At 72.4% G+C, this 16290-nt stretch carries 12 protein-coding genes; 10 read left to right on the forward strand and 2 right to left on the reverse strand.

What is annotated here, in order from left to right; translation table 11 throughout:
* The 4 genes from IE311_RS33965 to IE311_RS33980 form a co-directional block, all read left to right on the forward strand.
* The coding region (locus tag IE311_RS33965) for an SUKH-4 family immunity protein (RefSeq protein ID WP_189835737.1) at window positions 1-1207 on the forward strand (1207 nt) is incomplete at its 5' end.
* Window positions 1208-1361: 154 nt separating this feature from the next.
* Window positions 1362-2240, forward strand: coding sequence for a coiled-coil domain-containing protein (locus tag IE311_RS33970; protein ID WP_189835738.1), 879 nt, complete (start codon window positions 1362-1364; stop codon window positions 2238-2240).
* Between the two features lie 69 nt (window positions 2241-2309).
* Entirely contained in the window at window positions 2310-2693 is a 384-nt protein-coding gene (locus IE311_RS33975) for a VOC family protein (protein WP_189835739.1), read from the forward strand.
* 67 nt (window positions 2694-2760) lie between these two features.
* Window positions 2761-5025, forward strand: coding sequence for an FG-GAP repeat domain-containing protein (locus IE311_RS33980; RefSeq protein ID WP_189835740.1), 2265 nt, complete (start codon window positions 2761-2763; stop codon window positions 5023-5025).
* A gap of 9 nt (window positions 5026-5034) precedes the next feature.
* On the opposite strand, the gene IE311_RS33985 is transcribed toward IE311_RS33980, so the two are convergent.
* Window positions 5035-5514 carry an ATP-binding protein gene (locus tag IE311_RS33985; RefSeq protein ID WP_189835741.1) on the reverse strand — a complete coding sequence of 160 codons (480 nt, stop codon included), beginning with the start codon at window positions 5512-5514 and terminating at the stop codon, window positions 5035-5037.
* 118 nt (window positions 5515-5632) lie between these two features.
* On the opposite strand from IE311_RS33985, the gene IE311_RS33990 reads away from it, so the two are divergent.
* From IE311_RS33990 to IE311_RS34000, 3 genes are read left to right on the forward strand one after another with little or no spacing between them, the layout of a single operon-like run.
* Entirely contained in the window at window positions 5633-6487 is an 855-nt protein-coding gene (locus IE311_RS33990) for a helix-turn-helix domain-containing protein (RefSeq protein WP_189835763.1), read from the forward strand.
* Window positions 6484-6672, forward strand: a complete 189-nt coding sequence (locus tag IE311_RS33995) for a DUF397 domain-containing protein (RefSeq protein WP_189835742.1) — start codon at window positions 6484-6486, stop codon at window positions 6670-6672. Before IE311_RS33990 ends, IE311_RS33995 begins: the two co-directional genes overlap by 4 nt.
* A 44-nt stretch (window positions 6673-6716) precedes the next feature.
* Complete coding sequence (locus tag IE311_RS34000) at window positions 6717-7307, forward strand: GNAT family N-acetyltransferase (protein WP_189835743.1); 591 nt, start codon at window positions 6717-6719, stop codon at window positions 7305-7307.
* 16 nt (window positions 7308-7323) lie between these two features.
* Here IE311_RS34000 and IE311_RS34005 read toward each other — a convergent pair whose 3' ends face one another.
* Window positions 7324-8886: an MFS transporter gene (locus IE311_RS34005; RefSeq protein WP_373314022.1), complete on the reverse strand. Its 1563-nt coding sequence runs from the start codon at window positions 8884-8886 to the stop codon at window positions 7324-7326.
* A gap of 201 nt (window positions 8887-9087) precedes the next feature.
* On the opposite strand from IE311_RS34005, the gene IE311_RS34010 reads away from it, so the two are divergent.
* The 3 genes from IE311_RS34010 to mfd all read left to right on the forward strand — a co-directional run bounded on the left by IE311_RS34010 (window position 9088) and on the right by mfd (window position 16237).
* Window positions 9088-9876: an ABC transporter ATP-binding protein gene (locus IE311_RS34010; RefSeq protein ID WP_055601397.1), complete on the forward strand. Its 789-nt coding sequence runs from the start codon at window positions 9088-9090 to the stop codon at window positions 9874-9876.
* Window positions 9873-12446, forward strand: coding sequence for an ABC transporter permease (locus IE311_RS34015; RefSeq protein WP_189835744.1), 2574 nt, complete (start codon window positions 9873-9875; stop codon window positions 12444-12446). The genes IE311_RS34010 and IE311_RS34015 overlap by 4 nt, the downstream gene beginning before the upstream one ends.
* Before the next feature lie 251 nt (window positions 12447-12697).
* Window positions 12698-16237, forward strand: a complete 3540-nt coding sequence (gene mfd, locus IE311_RS34020) for a transcription-repair coupling factor (RefSeq protein WP_189835745.1) — start codon at window positions 12698-12700, stop codon at window positions 16235-16237.
* Window positions 16238-16290 lie beyond the last annotated feature (53 nt).

The following is a 16290-nucleotide window of genomic DNA, read 5'->3' on the forward strand; positions in this document are numbered from 1 at the left end:
GTCGGCGCCGCCGCCGCCCTCGCCGCCGCCGGGTGTGCCCGGTGGCTCGTCGGGCGGGTTGGAGCACGCGGCGACGATGCTGGCCCACCCGGGTCCGGCCGGTCCCGCGGCGCCGCAGCCTCCGGGTCCGCCGGCTCCGCCGCCGCCGGTGCACGGTGGGCACGTGCCGCCGTCCGCGCCCGGTCCGGCGTCCGGTCCCGTACCCCCCGCGTACGGGTATCCGCAGCCGGCGGGTCAGCCGACGGTCGGTCCCGGGTACCAGGCGGTGCTGCGTTATCGCGCGCCCGACGGTTCCGAGGCGCAGATCATCCGGCGTTCGGCGCCGGGCACCCCGCATCCGGAGTGGCAGATCCTGCACGAGCTGCGTGCGATGAACGTGCCGCCGCAGCAGGTGCTGGAGCTGCACACGGAGCTGGAGTCCTGTGAGCTGCCGGGCGCCTACTGTGCGCGGATGATCCGGGAGACCTGGCCGCAGGCGCGGATCACCAGCATCGCCCCGTACGGCCGTGATCACGCGGGCCGTCAGCAGGGCATGCGGCAACTTCTCACCCATCAGGGTGAGTTGCACCAGGTCGCGGACGGTCCCGCGCGGCCCGCCCCGGTCCGGGCGCCGCTGCCGCAGGTGCAGCCGGCGCCGCCGGTTCCGCCGGAGGCGATCGCGCAGGAACTGGCCGGCGCGTTCGGTCCGGGCATCCTCCGTTTCGACCAGCGGGCGGTGTCCCGGCAGGGCGTGCCCGAGCTGGTGGCGCGCACGCTGGTGTGGGCGGGTCTGCCGGCGGACTTCGGGCCGTTCTTCTGGGCGCAGCCCGCGGTGCCGGTGGTGCCGACGCTGGCCGAGCTCGCGGCGCAGCGGCAGGTGCAGGCGGCGCCGGACGCGAGTTCGTACCTGGTGCTCGGTTCGGACTTCGGCCGGGCGCTCTGTGTGCAGTACGGGACGGCGCACATCGTGGCGGTTCCGGTGGAGGCCGGGCCCGGTGGGCAGTCGGTGCCGCCGCAGTTCGTGAACACCGGGCTGCCGGAGTTCACCCGCTCGATGGCGCTGCTCGGACGGATGTGGCGGCTGCGGTTCGGGCTGAATCCGGAGCAGGCGGGCCGCTGGACGGTCGATTTCCAGGCGCAGTTGGCGATGCTGGACCCGGCGGCGCTGTCGTCGCCGGAGAACTGGTGGTCGGTGCTCCTGGAGCAGATGTGGGACGGCCTGCTGTAGGGGGAGCGGCCGGGTTTTCCCGCTGACACCGCTGGACAGACTGTGCTGGACAGAATGTGATGAAAGGCGCTCGACGTGTATGCACGTTGAGCGCCTTTTGTCCGTTCTGATGAAGCATCCTGGACGTTCGGGTCAGAGGGAAGGGGCGCCAGGGATGAGTTTCGCTGTCGGACGGGGGCGCGGGTACCGGCCCGAGCAGGTCGACCGCCACCTCGCCGCACTCTCCGCGGACCGTGACCGGGCCTGGGAGCGGGCGGCGCGGCTCACCGTCCTCGCCAAGGAGATGGAGGCCGAGGCCCTGCGGCTGCGGGAGGTCGTCGAGGGACTCGCGCCGCAGCGGTACGAGTCCCTCGGCGACCGGGCGCGGAAGATCCTGGAGCTGGCCGAGCTGGAGGACCAGACGCTCGTCCGGTCCGCCGAGGCCGAGGCACAGTCCCTCGCGGAGGCCGCCGAGACGGCGGGCCGGGAGGCGGCGGAGTCGGCGCGGGCGTACGCGGAGGGCGTCCGGGCGGCGGCCGACGCGGCGGCCCGCACGACGCTGGAGACGGCGCGGGGGCGGGCCGAGGAGCTGACGACGGAGGCGGGCCGCGAGGCGGAGGAGCGCAGGACCGGGGCGCGGGAGGTCTTCGAGGAGACCGAACGGCGCGCGGCGGAGCTGCTCGCGAAGCAGAACGCGAAGCAGTCGGCGGTACGGGACGAGGCGGAGCGCGCGGCGGAGGCCGGGGCGGCGGAGCTCGACGCCCGGCACAAGGAGCTGACCGACGCCGCGGAGGCGGGGCTCGGGGAGGCGCAGCGGTCCCTGGCGGAGACGGAGGAGCAGGCCCGGCACGGCCAGGAGGACGCGGAGGCGCGGGCGGGGGAGCTGCTCGCGGAGGCCCGGATGAAGGCGGAGCGGGTCGAGCGCGAGACGGAACGGATCCTGCGGGAGCACGAGGAGGGGCGGGACGAGATCCACGCCCACATGGACCACATCCGCGACTCGCTGGCGGCGCTGACGGGCCGAGCCGGGACGGCGGGGGACGGCGAGGAGTAGCGGGCCGGGGGCCCGGCCTCCGGAGAGCCGGTGTCCCGCCGCCCGGACCAACTCCTTAAGCTCGCGCGTATGTTGATGCGACCGACCGCCGTCAATCTCGACTGCGCCGACCCCCTGGCCCTCGCCGACTTCTACCACCGGGCCACCGGGCTGCCGCTCCACGAGCGCTCGGACGGGGAGTTCGCGGGTGTCGGCGGGGGCGACGGAGGGCTGCTCCTCGGCTTCCAGCGCGTCGACGGCTACCGTCCGCCGTCCTGGCCCGGCCAGGACGTGCCGCAGCAGCTGCACCTCGACTTCGACGTCGACGACCTGGACGAGGCGGTGGCCCGGCTCGTGGAGTGGGGTGCGACCGTGCCCGAGCCCCAGCCCCGGCCCGACCTGTGGCGGGTGCTCCTGGACCCGGCGGGGCATCCGTTCTGCCTCTCGCCCCGGAAGCGGCGGGGCGGCTCCTGACCGAGGCCGGTGATGGCCGAAACACGACGGTCGGTTAGCCTCCCCTTTCCACGGGAGGAACCCATTCATGCACGTCACACGCACGCGCGGCCGTCGTATCGCGGCCGTCGCCGTCACTCTCACCCTTGCCGCCACGGGCGGCACGCTCACCGCGTTCCCGGCCACGGCGGCCCCCGCCGCGCCCGCTGCCCCGCAGGAGGACCGGCCGACCACCGTGTCCTTCCCGCGTGACGCGGACGTCGTCGGCGCGGGCCCGGGCGGCTTCCTGTCGAAGACCCGGGGGAGCAGCCCCGAGTACCGCTGGACCCGCTACGCGGACGGCTCCTCGGTCGTCCTGCCCGGTGCCTCCGCCGTCGGCGGCGGCACGGACCTCGTCGTCACCGGCGACGCGGCGAACCCGGCCCTCAGCAGGGTGCTGCGGGTCCACGACCTGTCGACCCCCGCCACGGCCGCCGCCGCGCCGGTGGAGATCGACCTCCACACCCTCGGCGGCTACCGGTTCTCGGGCCTGGCGGGCACGAACATCCTTCTCTCGCGGGAGGAGGCCGGCACCTGGCGGCAGTACGTCGCCACCCTCGACGCCGGTACGGCGAAGGTCCGTTGGGTGCTCGGAGGCCCCCAGTTCGACTGTTTCGAGGGCGACGAGGCCTGGACCGACACCGGCTCCGCGCTCTACGACTGCTGGGTCGGCGAGCGGAGGGACTCGTCCGCCAAGGTCGTCGTCGACTTCGCCTCGGGGCACGGGCCCATGTACCTCCAGGACAGGTACGAGTCCGCCTGGCAGGGCGCGATCTCCGCCACCCACGTGGCCTGGCGCGAGATACGGCTGTCGGGGAACGGCATCGTCGCCCACCGGCGCGGCCAGGGCGTCGAGAAGTGGATCCCGGCCGAGGACCTGAACGACCCGTTGTACCTGGTCGGCGGCTGGGTGGCGTACGGCCGGAAGGCCCACATCGACGCGTCCGCCCCCGCCGGCGGCGCGGCGGCCGACACGGTGCGGCCGTTCACCGTCCAGTCGGTCGAGACCGGCGAGGAGGCCGTCCTCCTCACCGCGTTCTCCTCGGCCGTCGCCGGTCCCGGCGGAAGCCTCCTGGTGCGCGGCGGCACCCCCGAGCACGGGGAGGGCCTCTACCGGATCGCGCCGCGCGCCGACGGTGGCCGGCCGGACGTCGACATGGTCGCGTCCACCGGCCAGACCACCGTCGTCACCCTCACCGGTTCGGACACCCCGAAGTCGCTCTCCGCCGAGGAGCTCGCGGGCGGTGTCGACTTCGCCTGGAACCTGTCGCGGGGCGACGCGGCCGTACGCGTCAGCCTGAGGCACGTCACGGGCGGGGCGGCGTTCACGCAGGAGTGGCCGGCCGACGCCGCCGACGGGGACCCGCGTCGCGTCACCTGGCGCTGGGACGGCAAGGACCCGGAGCGCACGAACGGGCCGAGCCCCGCCCGCGCGGGCGAGTACGAGTGGGAGATCACCGCCCGGCCGGAGGAGGGGGTCGGCCCGAAGCTGGTCGCCACCGGACGCTTCACCGTGAACCGGCCCGCGGCGCCGCACGACTTCGACGGCGACGGCACGGCCGACCTGCTCGCCCGCGAACCCGGCGGCTCGCTGTGGTCCGTCCGGACCCGGCCCGCCGCGACGGGCGGCTCGGTCGCCTCGCTCGGCCGGTCGCGGGTCGGCGGCGGCTGGCAGCTCTACGACCGTCTCGAGACCGTCGGGAACATCGCGGGCACCACCGCGCCCGACGTCCTGGCCCGGGACCGCTTCGGCGGCCTCTACCTCTACCAGGGCACGAACGACCGGGACACGGCGCTCGCCGGGCGGACGTGGGTCGGCGGCGGCTGGGGGATCTACGACCGGATCGCGGGCGGCGGCGACGTCACCGGCGACGGCCGGACCGACGTGGTCGCCTCCGACACGTCCGGCGTCCTGTGGCTCCACCCCGGCACCGGCAAGGCCACCGCCCCCTTCTCCGCCCGCAAGCGGATCGGCGGCGGCTGGGGCGTCTACAACGAGATCGCCGCCGTCGGGAACCTCGCCGGAGGCCCGGCGGGAGACCTCGTGGCCCGGGACAGGGCCGGTGCGCTCTGGCTGTACCTCGGCAAGGGCGACGGCACCTTCGCCGCCCGCACCCCGATCGGCAAGGGCTGGGGCGCCTTCACCGACCTCGTCGGCGTCGGGGACGCCGACGGCGACGGCCGCGCCGACCTGATCGCCACGTCGGCCGCCGGCGCCACCTTCTACGCCGGTACGGGCAACTGGAAGGCGCCCTTCAAGCCGGGCGTGAAGACCGACCTCACGAACGGCGTGCGGTACGACATCGCCTTCTGAACCGGCCCCTCAGCCGAGGGCGCACTCCGCCCAGACCGTCTTGCCCGGGGCCGCCGGCCTCGGGCACCAGCCCCAGCGGTCCGCCAGCGCTTCGACGAGCAGCAGCCCCCGGCCCCCGTCCGTGAGTTCAGGACCGGGGCCGGGCAGCTTCCCGGGCCGGGGCGGTACGCGCTCGGCGCGGGTGTCGCCCACCTCGATCCGCGCGAGCCCGTCGGAGACGCGCAGGGAGAGACGGAAGTCCCGCCCCGGCACATGCCCGTGCCGCACCGCGTTCGTCGCCAGCTCGGCCGCGACCAGCACGACGGTCTCGTGCGCCCCGGTCCCGTACGGCACGCCCCACTCGTCCAGCCGGACGGCGACGAGCCGCCGCGCCAGCCGGGCGCCCCGGGCGGTCGAGGTGAACCGCAGGGCGAAGAACCGGGTGTCCAAGTAAGGCGAGACACCGAAGAGTTGAGTGGTGCCGGTGGGATGGGAGTTGTTGCTCGTCATGCCTCCCACGCTCCTCTTGGTGGCGTAGCGTGACCAGTGGTGACGCACCGACGTGATCGCCTTGTACGTGCCGTGTCGGTGCAGGTACGAGAGGCGGGGCGCGGTGGCGGAGGAGCAGGTGGGCGCGGCGTCGGAGCCGGGGCCCGAGGCGGACGCCGGCCAGACGGCGGACAAGTCCGGGCAGGGTGTCGTGGCGGCGTTCGGGCAGAGCCTGAAGACGCTGCGGACGCGGGCGGGGATGGAGCGGGAGGAGTTCGGCAGGCGGCTCGGCTACTCGGCCTCGACCATCGCCTCGTTCGAGCAGGGCAGAAGGATCCCGCCGCCGCGCGCGATCGACCGCGCGGACGAAGTACTGGACGCGGGCGGCCTGCTGAAGGTCTGGAAGGACCAGCTGGAGAGGGCGCAGTATCCGGCGTTCTTCCAGGGGATGGCGCAGCTGGAGAAGCAGGCGATAGAGCTGCTGATGTACGACACGATGGTGGTCAACGGTCTTCTCCAGACGGAGGAGTACATGCGGGCCCTCCTGGCGATGCGACGCCCACCGCTGGATCAGGAGACGATCGAACAGCGAGTGACGGCCCGACTCGCGCGACAGGACATCTTCGATCGGCGTCCCACTCCTCTGCTGAGCTTCGTCATGGACGAGTCGGTGCTGCGGCATCGGTACGGCGGCAACGGCGTCCTTCGCGGCCAGCTGGAGCACCTGCTGCTGATCGGGCAGCGACGAAACGTCGAGATCCAGCTGATGCCGACCGACTGCGAGGACAACGCGGGCGTGAACGGACCGTTCACGGTCGTCACGCGTAAGGACGGCAAGAAGTTCCTCTACGTCGAGGCGCAGAACACCAGCTCGCTGACAACCGACCCCGAACAGACGGTTCTTGCCTCCGCCCGCTATGGGATCATCCGGTCGCAGGCTCTCACCCCGCGAGAGTCACTGGAGTTCATCGAGAAGTTGCTGGGAGAGCTATGAACAACACGGAATCCCTCGACTGGTTCAAGAGCAGCTACAGCGGAACCGAGGGCGGCCAGTGCATCGAGGTCGCGACCGGGGCGGGAGCCGTCCACGTCCGGGACTCCAAGGACGTCGCCCGTCCGGCGCTCCGCGTCTCGCGGGACGCGTGGGCCGGGTTCGTCGGGCTCGCCTCGGCGGAGTAGTACAGCAGGCCTTTGTACGCGAGGGGTTGTGGCACGATGCCGCGATGATCTCTCCCTCGCCCGTACCGCCGCCCGTCGTTCCCGCCGGTCGTCTGGCCGCGATGGAGCAGCCCGTACTCGGTCTGCCCGGTGGGTGGGAACTGCGTCCCTGGGGGCTCGGTGACGCCGACGCGTTGCTGGCCGCCGGCCGGGACCCGGCGATCCGTCACTGGAACCGTCTGGTGGTGGACTCCCCGGAGGAGGCGCGGCAGCGGATCGAGCGCATGCACGGGCGGTGGCGGGACGAGCTCAGCGCGATCTGGGCGATCGCCCGGCCGGGCGGTGCGGCGGCGGGGCTCATCGGGTGGGGTGACATCGACCTCGCGGGTGGCGGTGCAGAGGTCTTCTACTGGCTGCTGCCGGAGGCCAGGGGCGGGGGCGTCGCCGTCGGGGCGACGGAGCGTGTCAGCCGGTGGGCGTTCGACGAGCTCGGTCTCCACCGCCTGCGGCTGACCCACTCGGTGGCCAACACGGCCTCCTGCCGGGTGGCGGAGAAGGCGCGGTACTCCTTCGAAGGCACCATGCGCAGCGCGCTGTTGCACGCCGACGGATGGCACGACGAGCATCTGCACGCCCTGGTCCGGGGCGACCTCTGATCAGGGCGACCTCCGATCAGGACGCCCCCTGGTCGTGCGCCGCCTCGTTCCGGTCGCCGCCCGCGACCTCCCGCAGGACCGGGAAGCGGCGCGGGGCGAGGAAGAGCAGCACCAGGAGGGCGAGGGCGGCCGCGCCCGCCGCGCCGACGTAGACGTAGTCGACGGCCGCGTCGACCGCGCGGCGGAGGTGGTCCGTGGCCTCGGCCGTCAGGGAGGCCGGGTCGTCGAGGGCGCGGGCCAGGGCGTCCAGGTCGCCGCTGCCGCCGAGTCGGGCGGCGAGGACGCCGTTCGCCACGGCGCCGAACACCGCCGCGCCCACGCTCTGGCCGACCTGGCGGCAGAAGAGGACCGACGCGGTGGTCGTGCCCCGCTCCTCGTAGGGGACGGTCGACTGGACGCCGACGATCAGCGGCAGTTGGAAGAGGCCCAGGGCCCCGCCGAGGAGCAGCATGAGGAGGGCGGGCTGCCAGGGTTCCCCGGGGAACGGGAGGAACGGGAAGGCCAGGAGGACGGCCAGCGCGAGTGAGATGCCGATGACGGCGGTGAGGCGGAAGCCGATCCGGCTGTAGACCCGGTTCGAGAACGCGGCGCTGATGGGCCAGCTCAGGGTCATCACCGAGAGCACGAATCCGGCGGCGATCGGTCCGAGGCCCAGGACGGACTGGGCGTAGGTGGGCAGGAAGACGGTCGGCGCGACCATGAGCAGGCCGAGCGCGCCGAGGGCCAGGTTGACGGCGGAGATCGTGCGGCGGCGCCAGACCCAGCCGGGGATGATCGGTTCCGCCGCGCGTCGTTCGACGAGCACGGTCACCACGCCGAGGGCGGCCGCCCCGGCCAGGAGTCCGAGGGACGGGGCCGACAGCCAGGGCCAGGCGACGCCGCCCTGGACGAGTGCGGTCAGGAGCAGGGCTCCGGTGGCGAAGATCGCGAGGGCGCCGGCCCAGTCGATGCGGACGCGCGCACGGGGTGTGGTGCGGGCCGGTTCCTTGAGGTGCCGGACGATCAGCCACAGGGCCACCGCGCCCACCGGCAGGTTGATCAGGAAGATCCAGCGCCAGTCGGCGTACCCCGCGAGGAGGCCGCCGGCCGCCGGGCCCGCGACCGAGGACGCGGCCCACACGGAGGAGAGTTTCGCCTGGATCTTGGGGCGTTCCTTCAGGGGGTACAGGTCGGCGGCGATGGTCTGGATGGTGCCCTGGAGGGCGCCGCCGCCGAGGCCCTGGACGACGCGGAAGGCGATGAGGGAGGCCATGTTCCAGGCGGCCGCGCACAGCAGGGAGCCGAAGAGGAAGAGGACGACCCCGGCGATCAGGACGGGCTTGCGGCCGAAGGTGTCGCTGAGCTTCCCGTACACGGGCAGGGTGACCGTGACGGCGAGCAGATAGCCGGAGAAGAGCCAGGAGAAGACGGCGAGTCCGCCGAGGTCGCCGACGATCTGGGGGACGGCGGTGGAGACGATCGTGCCGTCGATGGCGGCGAGACCCATGCCGAGCATCAGGGCGGCCACTACGGGACCGCGGCGGGCGGGCAGGGTGTCCGGATCCGCTGTCGCGACCCCCTTCACGTACGGCTCCGTCACCGCGTAACCCCATTCTTCGTACACCTAAATGTTTTGGCTCAGGGTCCCACTCGGACCACGGGTGGAGGAACCCCTAGGGGCATCTCCCCCATACGGGCCAGGGACCGTTCGTCCCGGCGGAGGAGGAGAACGGGCTCCCGCCGTCCTTAACTTGAACTTACAAACCCACCCACTGCTCCACGCCACCGCTAGGAGAAAACCGTGACCACGGCTGTGACCATCCCCAGGCACGGGGGTACTGGAGGGCGTACGGCCGTCGCCGCGCGGGCGCGTCAGGTCGTCAAGGCGTACGGCTCCGGGGAGACCCGGGTCGTCGCGCTGGACTCCGTCGACGTCGACATCGCCCGCGGACAGTTCACCGCGATCATGGGACCCTCCGGTTCCGGCAAGTCGACCCTGATGCACTGCCTCGCCGGACTCGACACCGTCACCAGTGGCGAGATCTTCCTCGACGAGACCGAGATCACCCGGCTCAAGGACAAGAAGCTCACCCAGCTGCGCCGGGACCGGATCGGCTTCATCTTCCAGGCCTTCAACCTGCTGCCCACCCTGAGCGCGATCGAGAACATCACGCTCCCGATGGACATCGCGGGCCGCAAGCCGGACGCCGAGTGGCTGCGCCGGGTCGTCGACACCGTCGGCCTCTCCGAGCGGCTCAAGCACCGGCCGAACGAGCTCTCCGGCGGTCAGCAGCAGCGTGTGGCCGTGGCCCGCGCGCTCGCCGCCCGCCCCGAGATCATCTTCGGCGACGAGCCGACCGGAAACCTGGACTCGCGGGCCGGCGCCGAGGTCCTCGGCTTCCTCCGCACCTCGGTCGACGAACTGGGCCAGACGATCGTCATGGTCACCCACGACCCGGTCGCCGCCTCCTACGCGGACCGGGTCCTCTACCTCGCCGACGGGCGGATCGTGGACGAGATGCTCCGGCCCACCGCCGACGCCGTCCTCGACCGCATGAAGGACTTCGACGCGCGCGGGCGGACGTCATGAGTGTCCTGAAGACCTCACTGCGCAACTTCTTCGCGCACAAGGGCCGGATGGCGCTCTCCGCCATCGCCGTCCTGCTCTCCGTCGCCTTCGTCAGCGGCACCCTGGTGTTCACCGACACCATGAACACGACGTTCGACAAGCTCTTCGCCTCGACCGCGTCCGACGTCACCGTCAGCCCCAAGGGCGCGGCGGTCGAGGACGAGACCCCGCAGACCGGCCGCCCCGAGTCCTTCCCCGCCTCGCTCGTCGAGCAGGTCCGGAAGACCGAAGGCGTCCAGGCCGCCCAGGGCGCGGTCGTCTCGACCAGCGTCACCGTCGTCGACGCGAAGAACAAGAACGTCGGGCCCACCAGCGGCGCCCCGACGATCGCCGTCAACTGGAGCAAGAACGAGCTGCGTTCGGTGGACCTCGCCTCCGGCCACGAGCCGCGCGGCCCCACCGAGGTGATCGTCGACGGCGCCACCGCCGAGAAGCACGGCCTGAAGATCGGCGACGAGCTGCGGACGATCTCCGTCACCGGTGACTTCACCGCGAAGATCTCCGGCATCGTCGAGTTCAAGGTCACCAACCCGGGCGCCACCGTCGTCTACTTCGACACCGCCACCGCGCAGCGTGAACTCCTCGGCAAGGAAGGCCTGTTCACCCAGGTCACGGCCGACGCCAAGGAGGGTGTCAGCGACGACACCCTGAAGCGGAACATCGCCGCCTCGATCGGCGACGGCTACAAGCTGCAGACCGCAGCCGAGGCCGCCGACGCGGGCCGCGAGGACGTCGCCGGCTTCCTCGACGTCATGAAGTACGCGATGCTCGGCTTCGCCTTCATCGCCTTCCTCGTCGGCATCTTCCTCATCGTCAACACCTTCTCCATGCTGGTCGCCCAGCGCACCCGCGAGATCGGCCTCATGCGGGCCATCGGCTCCAGCCGCAGGCAGGTCAACCGCTCCGTCCTCGTCGAGGCGCTGCTCCTCGGCCTCTTCGGCTCCATCGCCGGAGTCGCCGCGGGCGTCGGCCTGGCCGTCGGACTCATGAAGCTCATGTCCGCGGCGGGCATGGAGCTGTCCACCCGCGACCTCACCGTCGCGTGGACGACCCCGGTCGTCGGTCTCACCCTCGGCATCGTCGTCACCGTCCTCGCCGCCTACATCCCGGCCCGCCGCGCCGGGAAGGTCTCCCCGATGGCCGCCCTCCGCGACGCGGGCACCCCCGCCGACGGCAAGGCCGGCCGGGTGCGCGGCGTCATCGGTCTCGCCCTCACGGCCGTCGGAGCGGCCGCTCTCGTGGCGGCCTCCCGCGCCGCGGAAGCCGGTCCCGGCTCCCTGTGGCTCGGCCTCGGCGTGGTCCTCACCCTCCTCGGCTTCGTGGTCGTCGGCCCGCTGCTCGCCGGCGGAGTCGTCCGCGCCCTGGGCGTCGTCGTCCTGCGGATCTTCGGCCCGGTCGGCCGGATGGCCGAGCGGAACGCGCTCCGCAACCCGCGCCGCACCGGCGCCACCGGCGCCGCCCTGATGATCGGCCTCGCGCTCGTCGCCTGTCTCTCGGTGGTCGGCTCCTCGATGGTCGCCTCGGCCACCGACGAGCTCGACCGGTCCGTCGGCGCCGACTTCATCGTGCAGTCCGGCACCGGGCAGCCGATCGTGCCGCAGGCCCAGGCCGCGCTGGAGAAGGCCCCCGGGATCGACCACGTCAGCGAGTACAAGTGGGTCGACGCCACCGTCACCGACCCGCGCGGGAAGACCACGAAGGCCGACCTGGCCGCCACCGACCCGTCGTACATGAAGGACCTGCGCCGGGAGACGACCTCCGGCACCCTCGCCGACGCCTACGGCAAGGGCGCGATGTCCGTCGGCAGCGACTACGCCACCGAACACGGCGTGAAGGTCGGCGACGTCCTGACCCTCGCCTTCAAGGGCGGCGAGAAGGCGAAGCTGAAGGTCGCGGCGATCACCGCCGACACCGGGCAGGTCGACAAGGGGGCGATGTACATCAACGTCAGCACCCTCGCCGAGTACGTCCCCGCCGAGCGGATGCCGCAGAGCCTGCTCCTCCTCTCCAGCGCGAAGGAGGGACAGGAGACCCAGGCCTACCAGGCCCTCAAGGACGCGCTCGCGCCCTACCCGCAGTACAAGGTGAGCAACCAGGCCGACTACAAGGAAGAACTGCAGGACCAGGTCGGACAGCTGCTCAACATCGTGTACGGGCTCCTCGCCCTGGCGATCGTCGTCGCGATCCTCGGAGTCGTGAACACCCTGGCGCTGTCGGTCGTCGAGCGGACCCGGGAGATCGGCCTCATGCGGGCCGTCGGCCTCTCCCGCCGCCAGCTGCGCCGCATGATCCGCCTGGAGTCGGTGGTCATCGCCCTCTTCGGCGCCCTGCTCGGCCTCGGCCTGGGCATGGGCTGGGGCACGGCGGCCCAGAAGCTGCTCGCCCTGGAGGGCCTCGGGGTCCTGGAGATCCCCTGGTCGACGATCCTGACCGTCTTCGTCGGATCGGCCTTCGTGGGCCTGTTCGCGGCGCTGGTCCCGGCCTTCCGGGCGGGCCGGATGAACGTCCTGAACGCGATCGCGAGCGAGTAGCGGTCGCGGGACGGAACGGGGGAGTGCGGCCCCGGTGGACCCTGCCGGGTCCACCGGGGCCGCACGGCCGTCCGGGGCTCCCGCACCCCCTCTCGCCGTCCCGAGTGGCCCCGCTCCTTCGGGCGAGTGACGGTGGCACGTCGTAGGCTGGGGCGCACCGGGCCGTACGCGCCCGGGAACACCCCGGCCCGTGAGACGTGTCGGGCTGTTCGCGTTGCCCGCCCCCGTCACCCACCGGGATGGAAAGCTTCATGAGCCTGCACGGTCTGCTCGACGCCGTCGTCAAGGACGCCGCACTCGCCGAGGCGGTGAAGGCCGCCGCCGACGGCAACCGCCCGCACGTGGACCTGGTCGGCCCGGCGGCCGCCCGGCCCTTCGCCGTCGCCGCGCTCGCCCGGGACTCGGGGCGGCCGGTGCTCGCGGTGACCGCGACCGGACGGGAGGCCGAGGACCTCGCCGCCGCCCTGCGCTCGCTGCTGGACCCGGACACCGTCGCCGAGTACCCCTCCTGGGAGACCCTGCCGCACGAGCGGCTCTCCCCCCGCTCCGACACCGTCGGCCGGCGGCTCGCCGTACTGCGCCGCCTCGCGCACCCCCGGAACGACGACCCGGCGGCCGGCCCCGTCAGCGTCGTCGTCGCCCCCATCCGCTCCGTGCTCCAGCCGCAGGTCAAGGGCCTCGGCGACCTGGAGCCGGTGGCGCTGCGATCCGGTCAGACCGCCGATCTGAACGCGATCGTCGAGGGCCTGGCGGCCGCCGCGTACTCCCGGGTGGAGCTGGTCGAGAAGCGCGGCGAGTTCGCCGTGCGCGGCGGCATCCTGGACGTCTTCCCGCCGACCGAGGAGCACCCGCTCCGGATCGAGTTCTGGGGTGACGACGTCGAGGAGATCCGCTACTTCAAGGTCGCCGACCAGCGGTCCCTCGAAGTGGCCGAGCACGGGCTGTGGGCGCCGCCCTGCCGTGAGCTGCTGCTCACCGCGGACGTACGGGAGCGGGCGGCGGCGCTCGCCGAGGAGCACCCGGAGCTGGGCGAACTCCTGAACAAGATCGCGGAGGGGATCGCGGTCGAGGGCATGGAATCCCTCGCGCCGGTCCTCGTCGACGACATGGAGCTGCTGATCGACGTGCTGCCGAAGGGCGCGATGGCGGTCGTCTGCGACCCGGAGCGGGTGCGGACCCGGGCCGCGGACCTCGTCGCCACCAGCCAGGAGTTCCTCCAGGCCTCGTGGGCGGCCACGGCGGGCGGCGGCGAGGCCCCGATCGACGTCGGCGCGGCCTCGCTGTGGGGGATCGCGGACGTCCGGGACCGGGCGCGCGAGCTGGACATGGCCTGGTGGTCGGTGTCGCCGTTCGCGGCGGACGCCACGGCCGACGACTCCGGAGCGGACACCCTCACCCTCGGGATGCACGCCCCCGAGTCGTACCGCGGCGACACCGCACGCGCGCTCGCCGACACCAAGGGCTGGCTGGCCGAGGGCTGGCGCACGGTCTATGTCACGGAGGCCCACGGCCCCGCCTCCCGTACCGTCGAGGTCCTCGGCGGCGAGGGCATCGCGGCCCGGCTCGACGCGGACCTGACGGAGATCGCCCCCTCCGTCGTCCATGTCTCCTGCGGCTCCATCGACTACGGCTTCGTCGACACGGCGCTCAAGCTCGCCGTGCTCACCGAGACCGACCTGTCCGGCCAGAAGGCGGCCGGCAAGGACGGCCAGCGGATGCCGGCCAAGCGCCGCAAGACGATCGACCCGCTGACCCTGGAGGTCGGCGACTACATCGTGCACGAGCAGCACGGAGTCGGCCGGTACGTGGAGATGGTCCAGCGGACCGTGCAGGGCGCCACCCGCGAGTACCTCCTCGTCGAGTACGCCCCCGCCAAGCGCGGCCAGCCCGGCGACCGGCTGTACATCCCGACCGACCAGCTGGAGCAGGTCACCAAGTACGTGGGCGGCGAGGCGCCGACCCTGCACCGGCTCGGCGGCGCGGACTGGACGAAGACGAAGGCGCGCGCGAAGAAGGCCGTCAAGGAGATCGCGGCCGACCTCATCAAGCTGTACTCGGCGCGGATGGCGGCCCCCGGCCACGCCTTCGGCTCCGACACCCCGTGGCAGCGCGAGCTGGAGGACGCCTTCCCGTACGCGGAGACGCCCGACCAGCTGTCCACCATCGCCGAGGTGAAGGAGGACATGGAGAAGACGGTTCCCATGGACCGTCTGATCTGCGGCGACGTCGGCTACGGCAAGACGGAGATCGCGGTACGGGCCGCCTTCAAGGCGGTCCAGGACGGCAAGCAGGTCGCCGTCCTCGTCCCGACCACCCTGCTCGTGCAGCAGCACTTCGGCACGTTCAGCGAGCGGTACTCCCAGTTCCCCGTGAAGGTGCGGGCGCTGTCCCGCTTCCAGACGGACACCGAGGCGAAGGCGACCCTGGAGGGCATGCGGGAGGGCTCGGTCGACGTCGTCATCGGCACCCACCGCCTCTTCGCCTCCGAGACCAAGTTCAAGGACCTGGGCCTGGTCATCGTCGACGAGGAGCAGCGCTTCGGCGTGGAGCACAAGGAGCAGCTGAAGAAGCTCCGCGCCAACGTCGACGTGCTGACGATGTCGGCCACCCCGATTCCGCGCACCCTGGAGATGGCGGTGACGGGCATCCGCGAGATGTCGACGATCACCACCCCGCCCGAGGAGCGGCACCCGGTCCTCACCTTCGTCGGACCGTACGAGGAGAAGCAGATCGGCGCCGCGATCCGGCGCGAACTCCTGCGCGAGGGCCAGGTCTTCTACATCCACAACCGGGTCGACTCGATCGACCGGGCGGCGGCGCGGCTGCGCGAGATCGTCCCCGAGGCGCGGATCGCGACCGCGCACGGCCAGATGTCCGAGACGGCCCTCGAGCAGGTGGTCGTCGACTTCTGGGAGAAGAAGTTCGACGTCCTCGTCTCCACGACGATCGTCGAGTCCGGCATCGACATCTCCAACGCCAACACCCTGATCGTCGAGCGCGGCGACAACTTCGGTCTCTCGCAGCTGCACCAGCTCCGGGGCCGTGTCGGCCGTGGCCGGGAGCGCGGCTACGCGTACTTCCTGTACCCGCCGGAGAAGCCGCTCACCGAGACCGCGCACGAGCGGCTCGCGACGATCGCCCAGCACACCGAGATGGGCGCCGGCATGTACGTGGCGATGAAGGACCTGGAGATCCGCGGCGCGGGCAACCTGCTCGGCGGCGAACAGTCCGGCCACATCGCGGGCGTCGGCTTCGACCTGTACGTACGGATGGTCGGCGAGGCGGTCGCGGACTACCGGGCGCAGATGGAGGGCGGGGTGGAGGAGGAGGCCCCGCTGGAGGTCAAGATCGAGCTCCCGGTCGACGCCCACATGCCCCACGACTACGCGCCCGGGGAGCGGCTCCGCCTCCAGGCCTACCGCTCGATCGCCTCGGCGAACTCGGAGGAGGACATCAGGGCGGTCCGCGAGGAACTCACCGACCGCTACGGCAAGCTGCCGGAGCCGGTCGAGAACCTCCTCCTGGTGGCGGGCCTGCGCATGCTGGCCCGCGCGTGCGGCGTCGGCGAGATCGTCCTCCAGGGCCCGAACATCCGCTTCGCCCCGGTGGAGCTGCGCGAGTCCCAGGAGCTGCGCCTGAAGCGCCTCTACCCGCGCACGGTGATCAAGCCGGCGGTCCACCAGATCCTGGTCCCGCGCCCGACATCGGGCAAGATCGGCGGAAAGCCGGTCGTCGGCCGCGAACTCCTCGGATGGACGGGCGAGTTCCTGACGACGATCCTCGGTTCGTGAGACCGCCGGGCTCCGGCCGGTTCGGGTGAACCGGCCGGAGCCCGGCGCCGTCG

Source organism: Streptomyces zaomyceticus (genome assembly GCF_014656215.1).
GTDB lineage: Bacteria > Actinomycetota > Actinomycetes > Streptomycetales > Streptomycetaceae > Streptomyces > Streptomyces zaomyceticus.